We start from the raw sequence: 19,134 nt of genomic DNA, 5'->3' as shown, positions 1-19,134 counted from the left end.
CCTCCCTGGCACTGACCTGCATGAATGATCCGTCAGGGAGGCAGGGAGGCGCCGCAGGTCAGCGCCCCGAAACCCCCTCCACCGCCACCCCGACAGGGGGCGGCCCAACCTCCCTGACCAACACCCGTCAGGGATTCCGCTTCACCCCATACAAGCCGAGAGCGGCCCCCTCACGCCAATGACCGGGCCGCCCTCATCCAGCACAACTGGAGGACTACAGCATGACCCACACGACCGACATCCCGCGAGAGCACCGGCCGCTGTTACTGGACGCGTTCTGCTGCCAGGGCGGCGCCGGCATGGGCTACCACCGCGCCGGGTTCGCCGTGACCGGCGTCGACAAGGACGCCCAGCCCCGCTACCCCCTCGCCTTCCACCAGGGCGACGCCATCGGCTTCATCCGCACCTACGGCGCGCGCTTCGCCTTCATCCACACCTCCCCGCCCTGCCAGCACGACACCGACTGCCAGCGCATCCAGGGCAACACCCACCCCGACCTCATCGCCCCCACCCGCGACGCCCTCAACTCGACGGGGCGGCCGTGGGTGATGGAGAACGTCCGGGGCGCAGCCCACAAGCTCCGCGAGCCGGTGATGCTGTGCGGGGCGATGTTCGGCCTGGCGACGTACCGGCACCGGTACTTCGAGACCGGCGGCGGCTTCACACTCACCCCGCCCCCTCACCCGCCGCACCTGGCGCCGCAGGCCAAGATGGGCCGCCCCGTCCCCGAAGGCTGGTACGGGCAGTTCGTCGGCAACTTCTCCGGCGTCCCCCACGCCCGCCGGGTCATGGGCGTGCCGTGGATGAACCGCGACGGCATCCGCGAATGCATCCCCCCGGCCTACACCCAGCACATCGGAGCCCAGGCCCTCGCACACCTCTACGCAGGGGCGGTGGCCGCATGACGGCCACCGGGCACCTGACCACCGCGCTCCGGCTCGCAGGTGCCGGCCTGCCCGTCATGCCCCTGCGGGCAGGCAAACTGCCCTTCGGGAACTGCCCGGACTGCACCCGCTCGGCGTGCGGGGACCGCCCGCACATGAAGGCGGCCGGCCCCTGCGAGTGCCCCGCCCCCTGCCACGGCTGGGCCGCGGCCACGACCGCCCCGGGCGTCCTCACCTCACCGGCATGGGCGGGAGCATGGCGACGGGCCCACGCGGTTGCCTACCACCCCGGCGGCGCCGGACTCACCGTCGTCGACCTCGACAACCCGGACGCGGTCGCATGGGCCCGCCAGAACCTCCCCGCAACCAAAACCATGGCCACCACCCGGGGCGAGCACTGGATCTACCGCGGCACCATGCGCTCCGTGAACGGCGTCCGCGACGGCATCGACATCAAGTCCACCGCCTCCTACGCCCGCTGGCGCGGCCCCGGCATCGGCACCATCACGCCGTTGCCGGACGTCGTGCGCGCGCTCTCCGCGAGGAAGCCCGCCGCAGTCCGGTCGGCGCCCAGCGCCGTAGGCGTGCCCGCGACGTCCGGGGGCGGGGAGTGCCCGCACCGCTCTCCCGTCTATTTGGAGCGGGGTCTCGCCATGGCAGAGCAGCGCATCACTGGCGCGCAGAGCGAGGTGCACAGCACGGTCTATGGGACGTTCCTCGCTGTGTTGTCCGCCCATGGCCGGTGCGGCTGCCTGACCGACGCCCATATCGGCCGCCTGTTCACCGCCGCGCAGGCCCGGGGTGAGTCCCTGCGGCACTGCGAGGTCGCCTGGTCCAACGCCATCGCTGCTTTGGGGATGTGAGATGCCTGAGGAGGAGAAGAACCCGGCGCGTCAGGTCATCACCGAGTACGCGCAGGCGCACTTCCGGTACTTCCGCACGGTCGACGGCACCGTCTACGCCCAGCGCAACGGTCACCCCGTGGCCCGTCCGATCCGCTCCCAGGGCACGACCGGCAGTCACCGGCAGGAACTCATGGTCGGCCTGTTCCGCGACGGGGTCGGCGTCTTCAACGGAACCGCCTTGAAGGAGGCACTGGACTTGATCGAAGCACTCGCGCTCACCGAGGACGTCCAGCCCGTCCACATCCGCGTCGCCCCCGGATTCGACGGCGCGACGTGGCTGGACCTGGGCCGCGACGACGGCCAGTCCGTCCGCATCCACCCCAACGGCTGGGACATCCTCACCCCCGACCCCCGCGAGGTCTGCTGGCGCCGTACCCAGCTCACCGGCGAACTCCCCCTCCCGGCCAAGGACACCGACGGCAAGGGAATCGACCTGCTGATGCGCCTGGTCAACTTCTCCAGCGCCCAGAGCGAGGGACTGGCCCTGGCCTGGCTCGTCGGCTGCCTCGGCCCCGACGTCCCCGTCCCCGCCCCCTTCCTCACCGGCCCTCAGGGCGCGGGCAAGTCCACCGCCGGGAAGATGCTCGTGAGGATCATCGAGGGAATGAGCGGGGACCTGCGCCGCCCGCCCAAGGACGAGGAAAACCTGATCACCGCGGTCGCGGCCGGGTGGATCACCGGGCTGGACAACCTCTCCCACCTCGGCCCGGACCTCTCCGACCTGATGTGCTGCATCGTCACCGGCGCCGAGAACATCAAGCGCGCGCTGTTCACGGACGGCGACGTCGTCCGCGCCCGCTACCGCCGCCCGCTCCTGCTGACCGGCATCGACGTGGGCGTCATCCGTCCCGACCTCGCCGAACGCCTCCTCCCCCTACGCCTCGAACGCCCCCGCCTGCGGCGCACCGAAGAAGAGCTGTGGACGGAGTTCGCACGGGACCTGCCCGTCATCCTGGGATCCGTGCTCGACCTCGCCGTCAACGTCCGCGCCGCGCAGGCCGACATTCCCACCGACCTGCGCATGGCCGACTTCGCCCACCTGTGCGCGCAGCTGGACGCCGCCCGCAGCTTCGGCGCGCTGGACGCCTACCGGGCCAGCCTGGACGACCTCAACGACGACGTCATCGAAGGCGACCTCCTCGCCCAGACCGTCCTCAAGCACGCCACCGGCGCCGAACCCGGCGAGGAAGTCCGGATGGCGTCGGCGGAGTGGCTGCACGCTCTCACCCACCTCTACACCGGCGAGGACTTCCGCCCCCTTCCCAAAGGCTGGCCCACCACAGGCAAGGTTCTCTCCGACCGCCTCAAGCGCCTTCAGCCCGTCCTGGCCGCTCGCGGCGTCCGCGTCGACTGGGGCCGCACCAAGGCCGCCCGCTACATCTCGATGACCCGGCCCACGCCCCCGCAGGACCAGCAGACGGACCTCTTCTAGACCCCGCGCCCCACCAGGCCGGGCGCACAAGCAAGAGGAGCACCCCCCAGGGCGGTGGTGCTCCTCTTGTTCTTCGGCGGCCGCGCCGCCGCCCAAAGGGCGTGCCGCTGTGCGGCTCCGCATTTCGCCCGAAGGCGCGCACAACAACAGACACAAGCGCCCTCTTTTTCCTAAGTAGGAAGACGCTGCGTCACCTGCGTCACGACCACCCTCGAAACCGGGCCTGACCTGCACCGACACGGGTGACGCAGACCCCGAATCTGTGCGTCACCGTTCGTCACCTGCGTCACCCGGTGACGGACGGCTCCGTCACCGGTGACACAGCGCCCAGACCCCTGCGTCACCCAAACACGCAGGTCAACGCCCCGAATGACGCTGATGACGCCGTGACGCAGAAATCCCAACCTCGGACACACGCGACCGCTCCAGGTGCCCTGCCGCGCGTCGGCCGGGCTCAACAAGCCCCACCCAGCCGATTCCGCCGGAGGAGCAATGCCCGCCCAGAGCGACCCCCGCGCCACCCTGCGCGGCGGACTCCCCGACCGCTACCTCACCCCCGACGACATCGCCGAACTGCTCACCGTGCCCCTGGAGACCGTCTACCAGTGGCGCAAGAAGCGCACCGGACCGCCCGGCTTCCGCGTCGGCAAGCACCTGCGCTACGACCCCACAGCCGTACGCGGCTGGATCAACGACCAGATGCACGCGGACGCCCAGCGCGCCGCCTGAACCACTCCCACCCACCACGGGGGCGGCCCGCACGGGCCGCCCCCGCTCGCGTTCTCAGAAGGGCACCACGTGGCCGGCCACATCCAAGACCGCTGGTTCAAGACCGCCCGCAACGAGGAAGGGAAGCTTGTCCGGGTCAAGACCGACAGGTTCGGTACCGGGGCGCGCTACCGCGCCCGGTACGTCGGGCCGGACGGCACCGAGAAGAGCAAGTCCTTCCCGGACAAGCAGAAGCGCCTCGCCGAGGCGTGGCTGAACGAGACCGCAGCCGACATGTCCCGCGGGCAGTACGTGGACCCGCGCGCCAACCGCATCACCTTCCGCCAGTTCGCCGAGAAGTGGGTGAAGACCCACACGACGGAGATCAACAGCCGTGAGGCGGCGGAGCGCCGGTTGAGGCTGCACGCCTATCCGTACATCGGCACCCGCCCCATGCCGTCGTTCCAGCCGGGGCACATCCGTACGTGGCTGGGGCAGTTGGAGGAGCGCGTTCCTGCCTCCTCACACCGTCGGATCATCTTCGGCACGGTCAGTGCCGCGTTCGCCGCCGCTGTCGATGACGGGCTGCTGCCCAAGAATCCGTGCCGGGCGCGGTCGGTTCAGGTGCCCAAGCCTGCTCCTCCGCGCGTCGCTCCGTGGGCGACCGCGCAGGTACTGGCTGTGCGCGCCGCTCTGCCGCGGCGTCTGCGTGCTGCCGTCGATATCGCCGGCGGATGCGGCCTGCGTCAGGGCGAGGTGTTCGGGCTGTCCGAGGACGAGGTCGACTACGAGGGCGGTTGGCTCCGCGTGGAACACCAGCTCAAGCGCATCCGTGGCAAGTACGTCTTTGCCCCGCCGAAGGGTGCCAAGGCGCGCTCGGTGCCCCTGCCCGGATCCGTCGCGGCGGCACTGCGCGAGCACTCGAAGCTGCACCCGCCGGTGGCCGTCACCCTGCCGTGGCGGACCCCGGACGGGCCGCCCGTGACGAAGTCGCTCATCTTCCCGAGCCGGAGCGGCTCGTTCGTCAGGGTCAGCCACTTCAACGACCACGTGTGGAAGCCCGCCCTCGCGGTCGCGGGCATCATCCCTCCGGCTGAGGAAGGAGAGCGGTACGCCTCCGCGCCGCAGCACGGCATGCACGCGCTGCGGCACTTCTACGCGTCCGTTCTGCTGGACGCAGGCGAGAACATCCGCGCCCTGAGCCAGTACCTTGGCCACGCCGACCCGGGCTTCACCCTGCGGACGTACACGCACCTGATGCCCAGCAGCGAGGGCCGGACCCGGAAGGCCGTCGACGGGCTCTTCAAGGCCCCGCAGAACCATGATCACGGCCCAGAGGCGGCCCAGTAGCCTCCTGAGCGGCCCGGCCAGCAGCGTTCAGCCTGGTCAGAGCGTTGGCCGGTCGGGCCACCGGGACTTCATCTACTTCTGGCCCATCTACACGGGCCAGACCCTCCCGATGGACGCCTGGCGCAACCGCATGTGGTTCGACACCTGGGTCTAACAACATGGGGGCGGTTGGGGCGCGCTGCCAGCACGTGTGATCCGCCTGGGGCGGCTGGGGCCGTCTGGGGGCCGTCGAGGGGTGGCCCAGGACGGCCGGCGACCACCAGTGACGACCACGACGGGCCCGGCACCCATGAGGTGCCGGGCCCGTCGTTCGTGCTGTCGATGATCCCAGCCCGCAGACTGCCCGGAGTGTCGAAGTCAGCTGCCGGCCGCATCGCCCCGGCGATGGCGCCGCAGCAGCGAACCGGTGGTGGCGACCAGCGCGGCGGCGGCCAGGTCCGCGGACAGCTCGGCGATCAGTGCCAGGGCGTGATGCTGCCGCAGTGAGGAGAGCAATCGCCGGATGCCGCGCTCACTATCGTCACCAAGGCGACGAGAGCCAGGACGACCAGAGCTACGACGATGAGAGCCAGGACGATCACAACTACATGGCCAGCCCAATTGCCTTGCTCAGGTGGGGTTTTCGGAGCGCTGCCCCGCGGGACCTCATCGTGGCTCTCGAGCTCGCCACTGGGCCCGCCGTGTCCCTCTGCCGCCACCGTGTCATCCCCCGCCCGTCGCCGTGTGTCCTCTCATGGCACGACGTCAGATCTCCTCCGTCAAGGCCTGCGGCGGGTCGTCGCGCAGGGCCCGCAGCTCGACGGTGGCGCTCCGGGCCTCGGCGTGGACGCGGCGACCGCCCGGAGCGGGATGGTCACCTTCCGGCCCGGGCGGTCGTCCGTGAACTCGGCCGGAAACTCCGGGACTTGGTGACTTCTGAGTAGCGGTACTCAGGACCTTCCGTGGGGCCGCGGGTAGCGTCGGGCGGGTTCACGGAGCGTCTGGGGAGGGGCTTGGGATGCGGGGGGTCGTGAAGGGTGCGGTCGTGGGCGGGGTGTTCCTCGTCATGGTCGGCGGGGCCGGGTACGGGGTGTACTCCCTGGTCGGCAGCGGGGCCGCCGCGGAGACCGGGGGGAAGACCGCGGAGCGGCGGGGGCCGGTCGGGGAGCGAGAGGCGCTGCGGACCGCCGAGGCGTTCCTGGCCGCCTGGGCTGCCGGGGACGAGCACGCCGCGGCCGGTCTGACGAACAACCCCGAGGCCGCCCAGTACGCCGTGCGGGACTACGCGGCGGAGGCGCACGTCACCGGGGCGGTGATCACGGCCGGGAAGGCCGGCGGCACCACGGTGCCGTTCACCGTGCGGGCGCGGGTCGCGTACCAGGGCATGAGCAAGCCCCTGGAGTACGCCTCCTCGCTGACCGTGGTCCGGGGGCTGACCAGCGGGAAGCCGCTGGTCGACTGGGTGCCCTCCATCATCCACCCCCAGCTGCACCTGGGCGAGAAGCTGCGGACGGGCGAGCCCGCGCTGCCGCCCGTACGGGTCGTGGACCGCGCGGGCCGGCCGCTCACCGCCGAGGAGTACCCCTCGCTGCGGCGGATCCTGGACGAGCTGCGCGCCCGGTACTCCGCGGGGGCCGGCGGCAAGGGCGGGGCCGAGCTCTGGATCGAGCCGGCCGTCGCGGAGCAGCCGAAGCGGACCGTGCTGACCCTCGACCCCGGCCGGCCGGGGACGATCAGGACCCGCCTCGACGCCACGGTGCAGGCCGCGGCCGAGCGGGCGGTCACGGCGCACGCGTCGTCCTCGGTGGTCGCGCTCCGGCCCAGCACGGGCGACGTGCTGGCCGTGGCCAACCACCGCGCGGACGGCTTCGACGCGGCGATGCTCGGCACCACCGCGCCCGGCTCGACGCTCAAGATCGGTACGGCGGCCATGCTGCTGGACCGGGGCCTGGTCGCGGCGGACCGGGTGGCGGAGTGCCCGGAGACGGTCTCCTGGTACGGCAAGGCCTTCCGCAACCAGGGCGGTTTCTCGCTCACCGGGAAGACCTTCGCCACCTCCTTCGCCCGCTCCTGCAACACCGCCTTCATCAAGCAGATCAAGCAGGTGGACGACGACGCGGCGCTGCCGCGGGAGCTGCGCGAGGTCTTCGGCATCGGGCTGGAGTGGCAGACCGGCGTGGCCAGCTTCGACGGCGACGTGCCCGAGGTGACGGGCGCGGAGGCGGCGGCCGAGTACATCGGCCAGGGGAAGGTCCGGATGAACCCGCTGACCGTCGCCTCGATGGTCGCCACCGCCAAGACGGGCGTCTTCCGCCAGCCGCTGGTCGTCCCGGCGGAGCTGGGCGACCGGAGGATCGCGACCGCCGAGCGGCGGATGAAGCCGGCCGTCGCCGCTCAGCTGAAGCGGATGCTCCAGCAGACCGCGGCCAGTGGTACGGCGGCCTCCGCGATGGCCTCGGTCGACGGCCCGAAGGGCGCGAAGACGGGGTCGGCGGAGGTCGACGGGGCGGTCAACCCGGACAGCTGGTTCGCCGGGTGGAGCGGCGACCTGGCCGCGGCCGCGTTCGTCGAGGGCGGCGGGCACGGCGCGGAAGCGGCCGGGCCGCTGGTGGCCCAGGTGCTCCGCGCCGGCTGAGCGGAGGGGCCGGCACCGCGGGCGGGAGGGGCCGTGGGGTCGTGCCCTGCCGGACCGGACCGAGCCGGTCCCGCTCCCGGCCCGGCGCGACCCGGCGCCGCCCCGACCGGCGCCGCCGTCAGAGCACCGACTTCACGGCCCGCACCAGCGCCTGCGCGCGCGGGTCCGCGGTGACGGACTTGGCCAGGGCGTTGGTGACGTAGCCGAAGCCGATGCCCGCCCCGGGGTCGGCGAAGCCGAGGGAGCCGCCGCGGCCCGGGTGACCGTACGAGGCCGGGGAGAGCAGCGGCGAGGCCGGGCCGTGCAGCATGAACCCCGGGCCGAAGCGGGTGTTGACGACGAGTACGCGGTCCGGGCCGGCGGCCTCCTCGGTGCCGGCCAGCGCCGTGGTCTCCGGCGTGAAGAGCCGGGAGCCGCCCTCGACCTCCCCGAAGGTGGCCGCGTAGAAGCGGGCCAGGGCACGCGCGGTGGCGATGCCGTTGGAGGCGGGCAGTTCGGCGGCGCGGTAGGCCGGGGCGTTCTCGTCCGGCAGCGGGTCGATCGCGGCGAAGGCGCGCCGGGTGAGGGAGTTGGGGTCGTCGTACGCGGCGGAGACGTTCCGCTTCGGCCGGGTCTTCAGCCCGCCCGCGGCGACCGGCGGCGGCGCGACGGCCGCGACCCGGCCGACCCGGTGGGCCTCCTCGTCCGGCAGGCCTATCCAGAAGTCGAGCCCCAGCGGGCCGGTGACCTCCTCGGCGAGCCACCGGCCGAGCGTGCGGCCCGTGACCCGCAGCACCAGCTCGCCGAGCAGCCAGCTGAAGGTCTGGGCGTGGTACCCGTGGGCCTCCCCCGGCTCCCAGGCGGCGGCCTGGGCGGCGACGGCCCGCGCGGCCGGCTCGGCGTCGGCGGCCTGCTCCGGGGTGAGCCCGGTGTCGAGGGCCGGGACGCCGGCCCGGTGCGACAGCAGGTGCCGGACCAGGGCGCGCTCCTTGCCGCCGGCCTTGAACTCGGGCCAGTACGCGCCCACCGGCGCGTCGAGGTCCAGCAGCCCGCGCTGGTGGAGGAGCAGCGGTACGGAGGCCGCGACGCCCTTGGTGGCCGAGCGCACGATCTGCGCGGTGCCCGCGGTCCAGGGCTCGGTGCCGCCGTCGGCGTCGCGGGTGCCGGCCCAGAGGTCGACGACCGGGCGGCCGTCGCGGTAGACGGTGACGGCCGCGCCGCGGTCGCCGCGCTCGGTGAAGTTGCGTACGAAGGCGTCCCTGACGGGTTCGAAGCCCGCCGCCACGCTGCCCTGGACGTCGACGTCCACGTCCTGCTCCCTGGTGCCACTCGGCACCCGGATGGCGCCGACCAACATGGTGCAACGTGAAACGACCCGCGTTGCTTCCGGGGCCCGCAGTACGTCACACGTCTCACGTCTCACGTCTCACGGCCGGAGACGGGGCCAGGGGCCCTGCGGGGCTACGGAACGGCCACCGACCGGGGGTCGAAGCCGAACGGCAGCTCCAGCCGGTGCGCCCGCATCAGGTCCTCGTCGCACAGCAGGTCCTGGGTGCGCCCGTCGGCGGCGATCACGCCCTGGCTCAGCACGACCGAGCGCGGGCAGAGTTCCAGCGCGTACGGCAGGTCGTGGGTGACCATCAGCACCGTCACGTCGAGGGAGCGCAGGATGTCGGCCAGCTCGCGGCGGGAGGCGGGGTCGAGGTTGGACGAGGGCTCGTCCAGCACCAGGATCTCCGGCTCCATGGCGAGCACGGTGGCCACGGCGACCCGGCGGCGCTGCCCGAAGGACAGGTGGTGCGGGGGCCGGCCGGCGAACTCCGCCATGCCCACGCGCTCCAGCGCCGCGGTCACCCGCGCCTCCAGCTCGGCGCCGCGCAGCCCGGCGGCGGCCGGGCCGAAGGCGACGTCCTCGCGGACGGTCGGCATGAAGAGCTGGTCGTCGGGGTCCTGGAAGACGATGCCGACCCGGCGCCTGATCTCGGCGAGGTTCTTCTTCTCCACCGGCAGTCCGGCGACCCTGACCGTGCCGACGCCGCCGCCGAGGATGCCGTTGAGGTGCAGGACGAGGGTGGTCTTGCCGGCTCCGTTGGGACCGAGCAGCGCGACGCGCTCGCCCCGGCCGATGGCGAGGTCGACGCCGAAGAGGGCCTGGTGGCCGTCGGGGTAGGCGAAGGCGAGGCCGGACACGTCGAGGGAGGGCGCGGTGGCGGGAGTGGACGCGGTCGCGGAGGTCGGGGCAGTCACAGCATCCATCCCATCAGACAGACGGCCAGGGCCGTCACGGGCAGTGCGGCCGCGTGGGCCCACTGCGTGCGCGAGGCGGTGACCTCGTCGATCACCGGCATGGTCCCGGCGTACCCGCGGCTGAGCATCGCCAGGTGGACGCGCTCACCGCGCTCGTACGAGCGGATGAACAGCGCGCCGGCCGTCTTGGCCAGCACCCCCCAGTGCCGGGGGCCGCGCGCCTCGAAGCCGCGCGAGCGGCGGGCGACGGACATCCGGCGCAGCTCGTCGGTGATCACGTCGCCGTAGCGGATCATGAACGAGGCGATCTGGACCAGCAGCGGCGGCAGCTTCAGCCGCTGGAGCCCGAGCAGCAGCTCGCGCAGTTCGGTGGTGGCCGCCAGCAGGACCGAGGCGGCGACGCCGAGGGTGCCCTTGGCCAGTACGTTCCAGGCGCCCCACAGGCCGGAGACGCTCAGGGACAGGCCGAGCACCTCGACCCGCTCGCCCTGCGCCACGAAGGGCATCAGGACGGCGAAGAGGACGAAGGGCACCTCGATCAGCAGCCGGCGCAGCAGGAAGCCGGCCGGTACGCGGGCCGCCGCGGCCACGCCGGCGAGCAGGACGGCGTACAGGGCGAAGGCCCACACCGCCTCCCGCGGGGTGGCGACGACCACCACGACGAAGCCGAGGACGGCGACGAGCTTGCAGTGCGGCGGCAGGGCGTGGACGGCCGAGTGCCCGTGGCGGTAGAGCTTGTGGGCGTGGCCCGCGGCCATGTCAGACCACCGGCGCCTGGGCGGTGCGGCGGCGGCGGACGACCCAGAAGACACCGGTGCCGAAGGCCACGGTGGTGCCGACGCCGATCACGCCGGCGAGGCCGCCGGAGAGGCGGGCGTCGGAGACGTCCTTGACGCCGTAGTCGGCGAGCGGGGAGCCCGCGGCGGCGTGCTCCTCGACCTTGCGGTCGATGCCCTGGTCGGCGGCGACCTTCTCCAGGCCGTCGGGGCTGGCGGAGGCGTAGTAGGAGACGAAGCCGGCCAGGACGAGGGTGGTGACGAGGCCGGCGGCCCAGACCTTCCGGGTCGAGCGGGCGGCCACGGGGGCGGGGGCCGCCGCGGGCGCGTCGACCAGCTCGCCGCCGACGCGGAGCTTGAGCCCCGTGGTCAGGCCGCGGGCGCCGTGCACCAGGTCGGGCCGTACGGCGATCACGGCGCCCACGGTGAGGGCGGTGATCGCGGCCTCACCGATGCCGATCAGCACGTGGACGCCGACCATGGCGGTCAGCACCTTGCCGATGGGGACGTCGGTGGTCCCCCCGATGGCGTAGAGCAGCGTGAAGAAGGCGGCGGAGGCCGGGACGGAGACCAGGGCGCCGACGAAGGCGGCCGCGGTGACCGAGCGGCGGCCCTTGGGCAGCACCTTCACCAGCAGGGTGAAGACGGCGTAGGAGACCACGACGGTCACGACGCCCATGGTGGTGATGTTGACGCCGAGGGCGGTGAGGCCGCCGTCGGCGAAGAGGATGCCCTGCATCAGCAGGACCACGGAGACGCAGAGCACGCCGGTGTACGGGCCGACGAGTATCGCGGCGAGGGCGCCGCCCAGCAGGTGGCCGCTGGTGCCCGCGGCGACGGGGAAGTTGAGCATCTGGACGGCGAAGATGAAGGCGGCGACGAGGCCGGCCAGCGGGGCGGTCCGCTCGCTGCCGAGACGGGGGGAACCGGCCACGTCCCCGAGTTCCCTGCGCGCGCCGCGCAGGGAGACGGCGACGGCCGCCGCGGCCACCGCTCCCGCGGCCACCGAGACCGGTGCGTCGATGAATCCGTCGGGGACGTGCATGGTGGGGCTCCGCTTCCTGCGTGTCTTCTGCCTCCGCGTGGGCAACGTCTGATGATAGGGCCCACTTGCAAACGACTGGCAAGAGCGTCCGCATGCCAAAAAGCGAGGGAACGTTTCCCTTGAAATATGCGACATTGGGGATAAATGCCGCGAGTGTGAGGAGCCCGAGCCGTGAGTTCCCCGATCGAAGAGCGCGTCCGCGGCCGGGTCGTGACGGACGATCCCCTCTACCGGGTGATCCCGGTCGCCCTGCGGTTCCTGCCCGACGAGCCACTCGCCGTGCGCATCGTCTTCCCCGCCGGGATCTCTCCCGAGGGCACCGAGAACGAGTGGGTGCTCGCCCGCACCCTGCTGGAGACCGGACTCCAGGCCCCGACCGGCACCGGTGACGTCCGGGTCTGGCCGTGCGGCCGGGTGCAGGCCGTGGTCGAGTTCCACTCCCCCGACGGCGTGGCGGTCGTCCAGTTCGACTCCTCCGCGCTGCGCCGCTTCCTGCGCCGGACGTACGCCGTCTCGCCGACCGGCGCCGGCGCGCCGAGGTCCGCCCTGCGGGCCGGTGCGGCCGGCCCCGCGACCCAGGGCCCGACGGCACCCGGCGCCGCGGCGCCCGCACCGCAGACGAAAGGGCCCGGCCGCACCGCGATGGTGCGACCGGGCCGTCCGTGACCCGAGGAGACCGGGCCGTCCGTGAGGGCGTGCTCCGGCGGCGGCCGTCCGCCGCCGGAACCGGAGCCGGCTAGACGCCGACCAGCTCCCGCTCCGCGCCGGCGCCCGGCTCACCGGGCCCCTGGGCGTCGTCGTCGCCGAGGTGCTTGCGCAGCCCCTCGCCCTCGACGTCGACGTTGGGCAGCAGGCGGTTCAGCCAGCCCGGCAGCCACCACGCCTTGTGGCCGAGCAGCGCGAGCACGGCCGGCACGATGGCCATGCGGACCACGAAGGCGTCGAAGAAGACCGCCACCGCCAGGCCGAAGCCGATCATCTTGACCATCTGCTCGCTGGAGCCGATGAAGCCGGCGAACACCGCGATCATGATGACCGCCGCGGCCACGACCACCCGGGCACCGTGCTGGAAGCCGGTCACGATGGCCTGGCCCGGGCGCTCACCGTGGACGTACGCCTCGCGCATCCGGGTGACCAGGAAGACCTCGTAGTCCATCGCGAGGCCGAAGACCACGCCGACCATGAAGATCGGCATCATGCTCATGATCGGGCCGGTCTGCTCGACGCCGAACACCGAGCCCAGCCAGCCCCACTGGAAGACCGCGACCACGGCGCCGAGGGCGGCGACCACGGAGAGCAGGAAGCCGAGGGCCGCCTTGAGCGGGACCAGCACCGAGCGGAAGACCACCATCAGCAGCAGGAAGGCGAGGCCGACCACGAGCGCCAGGTAGGGCAGCAGCGCGTCGTTCATCTTCTGCGAGAAGTCGATGTTCATCGCGGTCTGGCCGGTGACGAGCACGTCGTCGCCGCTGGCGTCGCGGATGCTGTGGACCAGGTCCTCGGTCTCGGGCGAGGACGGGCGGTCCTTGGGCACCACGGTGATCATCGCGGTGTCGCCGGCCTTGTTGAGCGTGGGCGGGGTGACCGCGACGACGCCCTTCAGGTCCTTGATCTGCTCGACCGTGCGGTCGGCGGCGGCCTTGTTGCCGTCCACGACCACCAGCAGCGGGCCGTTGAAGCCCGGGCCGAAGCCGTCGGACAGCATGTCGTAGGCCTTGCGCTGGGTGGTGGAGACCGGCTGGGCGCCGTCGTCCGGCAGGCCCATCTCCAGCTTGCTCGCCGGTACGGCGATGACGCCCAGGCCGATGACGCCGGCCAGCAGCACCATCACCGGGCGGCGCAGCACGAACCGGGCCCAGCGGGTGCCCATGTTGGGCTTCTCCGCGGCGTCCGCGGACTTCTCCCGGCCGCCGCCGAAGAGCCGGCTCTTGGTGCCCATGGGCAGCACGCGGCGGCCCGCGAAGCCCAGCATCGCCGGGATCAGGGTGAGGGCGACCAGGACGGCGATGACCACGGTGCCGGCGGCCGCAAAGCCCATCTTGCTGAGCATCGGGATGTTCACGACGGCCAGGCCCACCAGGGCGATGACCACGGTGAGGCCGGCGAAGACCACCGCCGAGCCGGCGGTGCCCACCGCGCGGCCCGCGGCCTCGTCGCGTTCGCGGCCCTCGGCCAGCTCCGCGCGGTAGCGGGAGACGATGAAGAGCGCGTAGTCGATGCCGACCGCGAGGCCGATCATCATGGCCAGGGTGGACGTGGTGCTGCCGAGGTCAAGCACGTTCGCCAGGGCGGTGATGGACGAGACGCCGATGCCGACGCCGAGCAGCGCGGTGAGCAGCGGCAGGCCGGCCGCGACCAGCGAGCCGAAGGTGATGACGAGGACGATGCCGGCCACGACGACGCCGACGACCTCGCCCGGACCGCTCTCCGGCACGGACATCAGCGCGTCGCCGCCGATCTCCACCTTCAGGCCGGCGGCCTGGGCCTCCTTGCCCGACTGCTTGAGGGCCTCACGGGTGTCGTCGGTCAGCTCCATGCCGCTGACCTTGTACGTCACCTGGGCGTAGGCCGTCTTGCCGTCCTGGCTGACGGCGTGGCCCTGGTACGGGTCCACGACGCGCTCGACCTGGTCCGAGCCGGACTTCAGGTCGGCGACGACCTTCTCCACCTCGGCCTTGGCGGCCGGGTCGGTGATCTTCTTGCCGTCGGGCGCCTTGAAGACGACCCGGGCGGTGGCGCCGTCGGCGCGGGAGCCGGGGAAGCGCTTCTCCAGCAGGTCGAAGGCCTTCTGGGCCTCCGTGCCGGGTATCGAGAAGGAGCTGGACGTCGGGGTGGCGGCCGAGGCGGCGCCGAAGCCGGCGAGCACCAGCAGCGCCACCCAGACGAGGGCGACGAGGCGGCGGCGCCGGAAGGCGCCCCTGCCGAGGCGGTAGAGGAAGGTGGCCACGAGGTGGTTCTCCCGTTCAGGTCGTGGTGCGGATCAGGGCATGCGGAAGCCGGCCCGACGACGAGAGCGGCGTGTCAGGTGGTCCTCAGGGGAAGGTGCTGGGTCAGACGCCGAGGGCGGGGAACACCACGGAGTCGATGAAATCGGCGAGGAACGCGCGGTCCGGCGTGCGGTCCTCCATCAGCGGCAGCGCGATGAACGCGCCGATGAGCATGTGCGGTACGAACCTCAGGGCGGGACAGTCCCCGGCCACCTCGCCCCGGTCCACGGCCCGGCGCAGCATCGCGTCCAGGCCGGTGATCTCGGGCTCGATGAGCAGTTCGCGCAGTGCGGTGTGCAGCTCGGGGCTCTCGTGCACCGCGTGGGCCAGACCCCGCAGCAGGGCGGTGTCCTTGGCCATCTGCGCGTCGTCGGACTTCTCGACCATCACCGCGAAGTCGCCGCGCAGCGAGCCCGTGTCGATCTCCCGGAGGGAGACCGGCTGGGTGCAGCGCAGGGCCTTCGCGACCAGCTCCGGCTTGCTCCCCCACTGGCGGTAGAGGGTGGCCTTGCTGGACTTCGTACGTGCGGCGACGGCGTCCATGGTGAGCGCCTCGTACCCGACCTCACGCAGGAGGTCCAGTACCGCCTCGTGCAGCTCGGCCTCCCGCTCGGGGGTGATCCGGCTGCGCCGTGAGGCGCTCGTGTCCGCCATCGTTCCGGACTCCCATCCAAACGAAACCGTTCCGTACTGTTAAGACCATACCCCTGCGACACGCGAAACGAAACCGTTTCGTTTCGCTTTCGAGGTGGGCTCCGTCACGCCTCGACGCCGCGCAGGCGCCGGCTCGACCGGATCCCCGCCCCGCCCGCACCACACGCGCGTTCGCACCACGCGTTCGTCTGTACGAGTTGCCGGGCCCCCCTGGCGCGGAAAGCATTGGGGGGTGAGTCACGACGTCGCGTACCTCCGGTTCCCGCACCTGCACGACGACCTCCTGTGCTTCGCCGCCGAGGACGACCTGTGGGTCGCCCCCCTGGTCCCCGAGGGCGAGACCCCCGGCCGGGCCTGGCGGATCACCGTCGACCGCACCCGCATCGGCCACCCCCGGTTCTCCCCGGACGGGTCCCACATCGCCTTCACCACCTGGCGCAGCCTCGACCCCGAGATCCACCTGGTGCCCGTGGACGGCGGCACCGCCCGGCGGCTGAGCCACTGGGGCTCCACCGACACCCGGGTCTGCGGCTGGACCCCGCCGGACCAGGACGGCCGGAGCGACATCCTCGCCGTCTCCTCCCACGGCCAGCCCTTCTCGTACTTCTCCTGGGCCTACACCCAGGCCACCGACGGCAGCCCGGGCAAGCGCCTGCCCTGGGGACCCGTCTCCGACATCGCGGTCGCCGAGACGGACGGCGAGCGGAAGACCCTGCTCCTCACCGGCAAGCCCCCGCACGAGCCCGCCGCGTGGAAGCGCTACCGCGGCGGGGCCATGGGCCGGCTGTGGCTGCACGGCGAGCAGCTGCTGCCGGACCTCGGCGGCCACCTCGACTGCGCCATGTTCGTGGCGGGCCGGATCGCCTTCCTCTCCGACCACGAGGGCATCGGCAACCTCTACTCCTGCCTGCCCGACGGCACCGACCTGCGGCGCCACACCGACCACGACGAGTTCTACGCCCGGCACGCCTCCAGCGACGGGCGGCGCGTGGTCTACCAGTGCGCCGGGGACCTGTGGCTGGTCGACTCCCTCGAACCGGACGCCGAGCCGCGCCGGCTGGCGGTCCGGCTGGGCGGCGCGCGCACGGGACGGCGTCCGTACTCGGTACCGGCCGCCAGCCACGTCGACTCCCTCTCGGTGGACGCCACCGGGCGGGCCAGCGCCGTGGTCGTGCGGGGTTCGCTGTACTGGCTCACCCACCGCGACGGGCCGGCCAGGACCATCGCCGACACCCCGGGCGTGCGGGTGCGGCTGCCGGAGATGCTGGGCGCGGGCGGCCAGGTCGCGTACGTGACGGACGCCGAGGGCGAGGACGCGATCGAGATCGCGTACCTGCCCCGGGCCAGCGGCCAGCGCGAACCGCGGCGGCTGGCCTCCGGGGAGCTGGGCCGGGTCCTGGAGCTGGTCGCCGACCCGGACGGCGAGCGGCTGGCCGTGGCCGCGCACGACGGACGACTGCTCCTCCTGGACGCCACGGAGGAGTCCACCGGCGAGGCGACCGAGCTGATCCGGTCCGTCAACGGCCCCGTGAAGGACCTGGCGTTCTCCCCCGACGGCGCCTGGCTGACCTGGTCCCACCCGGGCATCGGCCGGTCCCTGCGGCAGATCAAGATGGCCCGGATCGCCGGGCCCGGCGCCCGCACCGTCGTGGACGTCACCAACGGCCGCTTCGAGGACGAGAACCCGGTCTTCACACGGGACGGCCGCTACCTGGCCTTCCTCTCCTGGCGCGGTTTCGACCCGGTGTACGACGTGCACACCGGCGACCTCTCCTTCCCGCTGGGCTGCCGCCCGTACCTCGTCCCCCTCTCCTCCGCGACGCCCTCCCCCTTCGCCCTGCTGCCCGACGGCCGGCCGGCGGCGGGCGGGCTCGACCCGACCGAGGGCGAGGGGGGTGGGGGCCCCTCCCCGGCCGAAGGCTCCGGGGGCACGGTGACCGTGGAGGTGGAGGGCCTGGAGAACCGGGTCACGCCCTTCCCGGTGACCGCCTCCAAGTACTCGGCGCTGTACCCGGTCAGCGGCGGCGGCCTGGTCTGGATGCGGTGGCCCATCTCGGGCGCGCTCGGCGAGACCTTCGCGAACCCGGCCGACACCTCCGGCAAGCCCACGCTCGAGTTCTTCGACATCACCAAGGCCCGCAAGACCGAACTCGTCGGCGACCTGGACTGGTTCGCGGTCAGCGGCGACGGCACCCGCCTCGTCGTCGTGGACGACGGCGACCTGCGCGCCGTCCCCGCCACCGAGTCCGGCGACGGGGACTCCACCGTCTACCTGGACCTGCGGCGGATCCTGCACGAGGTGGACCCGGCCGCCGAGTGGCGGCAGGCGTACGAGGAGGCCGGGCGGCTGACCCGGGCGTACTTCTGGGACCCGAAGATGTGCGGGATCGACTGGGACGGCGTGCTCGCCCAGTACCGCCCGCTGGTCGAACGCGTCGCCTCCCCCGACGAGTTCGCCGACCTGCTGCGGGAGGTGCTCGGCGAGCTGGGCACCTCGCACGCGTACGTCGCCGCCTCCCGCCGCAACGAGGGCCCCCCGCACTACCAGCGGGCCATGGGCCTGCTGGGCGCCAACCTCGTGCCGCGCGAGGAGGGCTGGGTGGTCTCGCGGATCCTGCCCGGCGACTCCTCGGACTCCAAGGCCCGTTCCCCGCTGGCCGGTACGGGCATCCGCGAGGGCGCCGTCCTCACGCACGTCGACGGCCGCCCGGTCGACCCGGTCGCCGGCCCGTACCCGCTGCTGGCCGCGGCCGGCGGCACCACCGTCGAGCTGACCTTCCAGCCGGCCGAGGGCGAGGGCCGCTCCCGCCGGGTGGCGGTCGTGCCGCTGGTCGACGAGCGGCCGCTGCGGTACCAGGACTGGGTGGCCAAGCGCCGGGCCGTGGTCCGCGAGGTCAGCGGCGGCAAGTGCGGCTACCTGCACATCCCGGACATGGGCGGCTCGGGCTGGGCCCAGTTCAACCGCGACCTGCGGATGGAGGTCTCCCGGCCCGCGCTGATCGTGGACGTGCGCGGCAACGCCGGCGGGCACATCAGCGAGCTGGTGGTCGAGAAGCTCACCCGCCGCATCCTGGGCTGGGACCTCACCCGCGACGCGCAGGCCGTCTCGTACGCCTCCAACTCGCCCCGGGGACCGGTCGTCGCCCTCGCCGACGAGGCCACCTCCTCCGACGGCGACATGATCACCGCGGCCTTCCGGCTGCTCGGGCTCGGCCCGGTGGTCGGCCAGCGGACCTGGGGCGGGGTGGTCGGCATGACCGGCCGGCACACCCTGGGCGACGGCACGGTCATCACGGTGCCGATGAACGCCGCCTGGTTCGACGAGTACGGCTGGGGCGTGGAGAACCACGGCGTCGAGCCGGACCTGTCCGTCCAGCGCACCCCGCTCGACTGGGCGGAAGGCCGGCACGCGCAGCTCGACGACGCCGTGTACCTGGCGCTGGAACTGCTGGAGCGCACCCCGGCCTCGGCGCCGCCGGGCTACAGCGACGTCCCGGACCGCCGCCGGCCCGCGCTCCCGCCGCGGTCCCGCTGAAGCCGGCGGGGTGCGGAC

15 protein-coding genes are annotated in these 19,134 nt (G+C 72.9%); 8 read left to right on the top strand and 7 right to left on the bottom strand.

Annotated elements, in window-relative coordinates; all coding sequences use genetic code 11:
- Positions 1 to 221 precede the first annotated feature (221 nt).
- The 5 genes from ACIQUR_RS06545 (at position 222) to ACIQUR_RS06525 (ending at position 5,279) form a co-directional block, all read left to right on the top strand.
- The gene (locus ACIQUR_RS06545) at positions 222 to 905 is read left to right on the top strand and encodes an SAM-dependent methyltransferase (RefSeq protein ID WP_403659249.1); all 684 of its coding nucleotides are present in this window, start codon (positions 222 to 224) and stop codon (positions 903 to 905) included.
- Positions 902 to 1,747 carry a bifunctional DNA primase/polymerase gene (locus ACIQUR_RS06540; RefSeq protein WP_403659246.1) on the top strand — a complete coding sequence of 282 codons (846 nt, stop codon included), beginning with the start codon at positions 902 to 904 and terminating at the stop codon, positions 1,745 to 1,747. The genes ACIQUR_RS06545 and ACIQUR_RS06540 overlap by 4 nt, the downstream gene beginning before the upstream one ends.
- Position 1,748: 1 nt before the next feature.
- Complete coding sequence (locus tag ACIQUR_RS06535; RefSeq protein ID WP_403659243.1) at positions 1,749 to 3,221, top strand: ATP-binding protein; 1,473 nt, start codon at positions 1,749 to 1,751, stop codon at positions 3,219 to 3,221.
- A 492-nt stretch (positions 3,222 to 3,713) separates the two neighbouring features.
- Positions 3,714 to 3,950, top strand: coding sequence for a helix-turn-helix domain-containing protein (locus tag ACIQUR_RS06530; protein WP_403659240.1), 237 nt, complete (start codon positions 3,714 to 3,716; stop codon positions 3,948 to 3,950).
- A 69-nt stretch (positions 3,951 to 4,019) separates the two neighbouring features.
- Positions 4,020 to 5,279 carry a tyrosine-type recombinase/integrase gene (locus tag ACIQUR_RS06525; protein WP_403659237.1) on the top strand — a complete coding sequence of 420 codons (1,260 nt, stop codon included), beginning with the start codon at positions 4,020 to 4,022 and terminating at the stop codon, positions 5,277 to 5,279.
- Between the two features lie 357 nt (positions 5,280 to 5,636).
- Here ACIQUR_RS06525 and ACIQUR_RS06520 read toward each other — a convergent pair whose 3' ends face one another.
- Positions 5,637 to 5,774 (bottom strand): hypothetical protein, encoded by a 138-nt coding sequence (locus ACIQUR_RS06520; protein WP_403659234.1) that lies wholly within the window; start codon positions 5,772 to 5,774, stop codon positions 5,637 to 5,639.
- A gap of 502 nt (positions 5,775 to 6,276) precedes the next feature.
- Between ACIQUR_RS06520 and ACIQUR_RS06515 the strand changes: the two genes are divergently transcribed.
- The gene (locus ACIQUR_RS06515) at positions 6,277 to 7,893 is read left to right on the top strand and encodes a penicillin-binding transpeptidase domain-containing protein (RefSeq protein ID WP_403659231.1); all 1,617 of its coding nucleotides are present in this window, start codon (positions 6,277 to 6,279) and stop codon (positions 7,891 to 7,893) included.
- A 118-nt stretch (positions 7,894 to 8,011) separates the two neighbouring features.
- Here the strand turns inward: ACIQUR_RS06515 and ACIQUR_RS06510 are convergent, their stop codons facing one another.
- The 4 genes from ACIQUR_RS06510 to ACIQUR_RS06495 all read right to left on the bottom strand — a co-directional run bounded on the left by ACIQUR_RS06510 (position 8,012) and on the right by ACIQUR_RS06495 (position 11,940).
- Positions 8,012 to 9,229: a serine hydrolase domain-containing protein gene (locus ACIQUR_RS06510; protein ID WP_403659228.1), complete on the bottom strand. Its 1,218-nt coding sequence runs from the start codon at positions 9,227 to 9,229 to the stop codon at positions 8,012 to 8,014.
- A gap of 104 nt (positions 9,230 to 9,333) precedes the next feature.
- On the bottom strand, positions 9,334 to 10,128 hold the full coding sequence (locus tag ACIQUR_RS06505; protein WP_403659225.1) for an energy-coupling factor ABC transporter ATP-binding protein: 795 nt from the start codon (positions 10,126 to 10,128) through the stop codon (positions 9,334 to 9,336).
- Complete coding sequence (cbiQ, locus tag ACIQUR_RS06500) at positions 10,116 to 10,877, bottom strand: cobalt ECF transporter T component CbiQ (RefSeq protein WP_403659222.1); 762 nt, start codon at positions 10,875 to 10,877, stop codon at positions 10,116 to 10,118. Before cbiQ ends, ACIQUR_RS06505 begins: the two co-directional genes overlap by 13 nt.
- 1 nt (position 10,878) lies before the next feature.
- Entirely contained in the window at positions 10,879 to 11,940 is a 1,062-nt protein-coding gene (locus ACIQUR_RS06495; protein WP_403659219.1) for an energy-coupling factor ABC transporter permease, read from the bottom strand.
- Between the two features lie 171 nt (positions 11,941 to 12,111).
- Here ACIQUR_RS06495 and ACIQUR_RS06490 point away from each other — a divergent pair, with 171 nt between their 5' ends.
- Positions 12,112 to 12,606, top strand: a complete 495-nt coding sequence (locus ACIQUR_RS06490; RefSeq protein ID WP_403659216.1) for an SsgA family sporulation/cell division regulator — start codon at positions 12,112 to 12,114, stop codon at positions 12,604 to 12,606.
- Positions 12,607 to 12,676: 70 nt separating this feature from the next.
- On the opposite strand, the gene ACIQUR_RS06485 is transcribed toward ACIQUR_RS06490, so the two are convergent.
- Positions 12,677 to 14,887 (bottom strand): MMPL family transporter, encoded by a 2,211-nt coding sequence (locus ACIQUR_RS06485; protein WP_403659213.1) that lies wholly within the window; start codon positions 14,885 to 14,887, stop codon positions 12,677 to 12,679.
- A 103-nt stretch (positions 14,888 to 14,990) separates the two neighbouring features.
- Positions 14,991 to 15,581 (bottom strand): TetR/AcrR family transcriptional regulator, encoded by a 591-nt coding sequence (locus tag ACIQUR_RS06480; protein ID WP_399949786.1) that lies wholly within the window; start codon positions 15,579 to 15,581, stop codon positions 14,991 to 14,993.
- Between the two features lie 232 nt (positions 15,582 to 15,813).
- Between ACIQUR_RS06480 and ACIQUR_RS06475 the strand changes: the two genes are divergently transcribed.
- On the top strand, positions 15,814 to 19,116 hold the full coding sequence (locus tag ACIQUR_RS06475; RefSeq protein WP_403659210.1) for a S41 family peptidase: 3,303 nt from the start codon (positions 15,814 to 15,816) through the stop codon (positions 19,114 to 19,116).
- The last annotated feature ends 18 nt before the right edge of the window (positions 19,117 to 19,134 follow it).

Origin of the sequence: Streptomyces sp. NPDC101132 (assembly GCF_044759225.1) — a bacterium.
In the GTDB taxonomy this organism is placed as follows: domain Bacteria; phylum Actinomycetota; class Actinomycetes; order Streptomycetales; family Streptomycetaceae; genus Streptomyces.
This window is presented reverse-complemented; position numbering and strand designations above follow the sequence as displayed.

Coding starts and splice junctions, on each gene's coding strand:
- ACIQUR_RS06545 (WP_403659249.1), top strand. CDS start 222: ATGACCCACACGACCGACATCCCGCGAGAGCACCGGCCGCTGTTACTG.
- ACIQUR_RS06540 (WP_403659246.1), top strand. CDS start 902: ATGACGGCCACCGGGCACCTGACCACCGCGCTCCGGCTCGCAGGTGCC.
- ACIQUR_RS06535 (WP_403659243.1), top strand. CDS start 1,749: ATGCCTGAGGAGGAGAAGAACCCGGCGCGTCAGGTCATCACCGAGTAC.
- ACIQUR_RS06530 (WP_403659240.1), top strand. CDS start 3,714: ATGCCCGCCCAGAGCGACCCCCGCGCCACCCTGCGCGGCGGACTCCCC.
- ACIQUR_RS06515 (WP_403659231.1), top strand. CDS start 6,277: ATGCGGGGGGTCGTGAAGGGTGCGGTCGTGGGCGGGGTGTTCCTCGTC.
- ACIQUR_RS06510 (WP_403659228.1), bottom strand. CDS start 9,229: ATGTTGGTCGGCGCCATCCGGGTGCCGAGTGGCACCAGGGAGCAGGAC.
- ACIQUR_RS06505 (WP_403659225.1), bottom strand. CDS start 10,128: ATGGATGCTGTGACTGCCCCGACCTCCGCGACCGCGTCCACTCCCGCC.
- cbiQ (WP_403659222.1), bottom strand. CDS start 10,877: ATGGCCGCGGGCCACGCCCACAAGCTCTACCGCCACGGGCACTCGGCC.
- ACIQUR_RS06495 (WP_403659219.1), bottom strand. CDS start 11,940: ATGCACGTCCCCGACGGATTCATCGACGCACCGGTCTCGGTGGCCGCG.
- ACIQUR_RS06480 (WP_399949786.1), bottom strand. CDS start 15,581: ATGGCGGACACGAGCGCCTCACGGCGCAGCCGGATCACCCCCGAGCGG.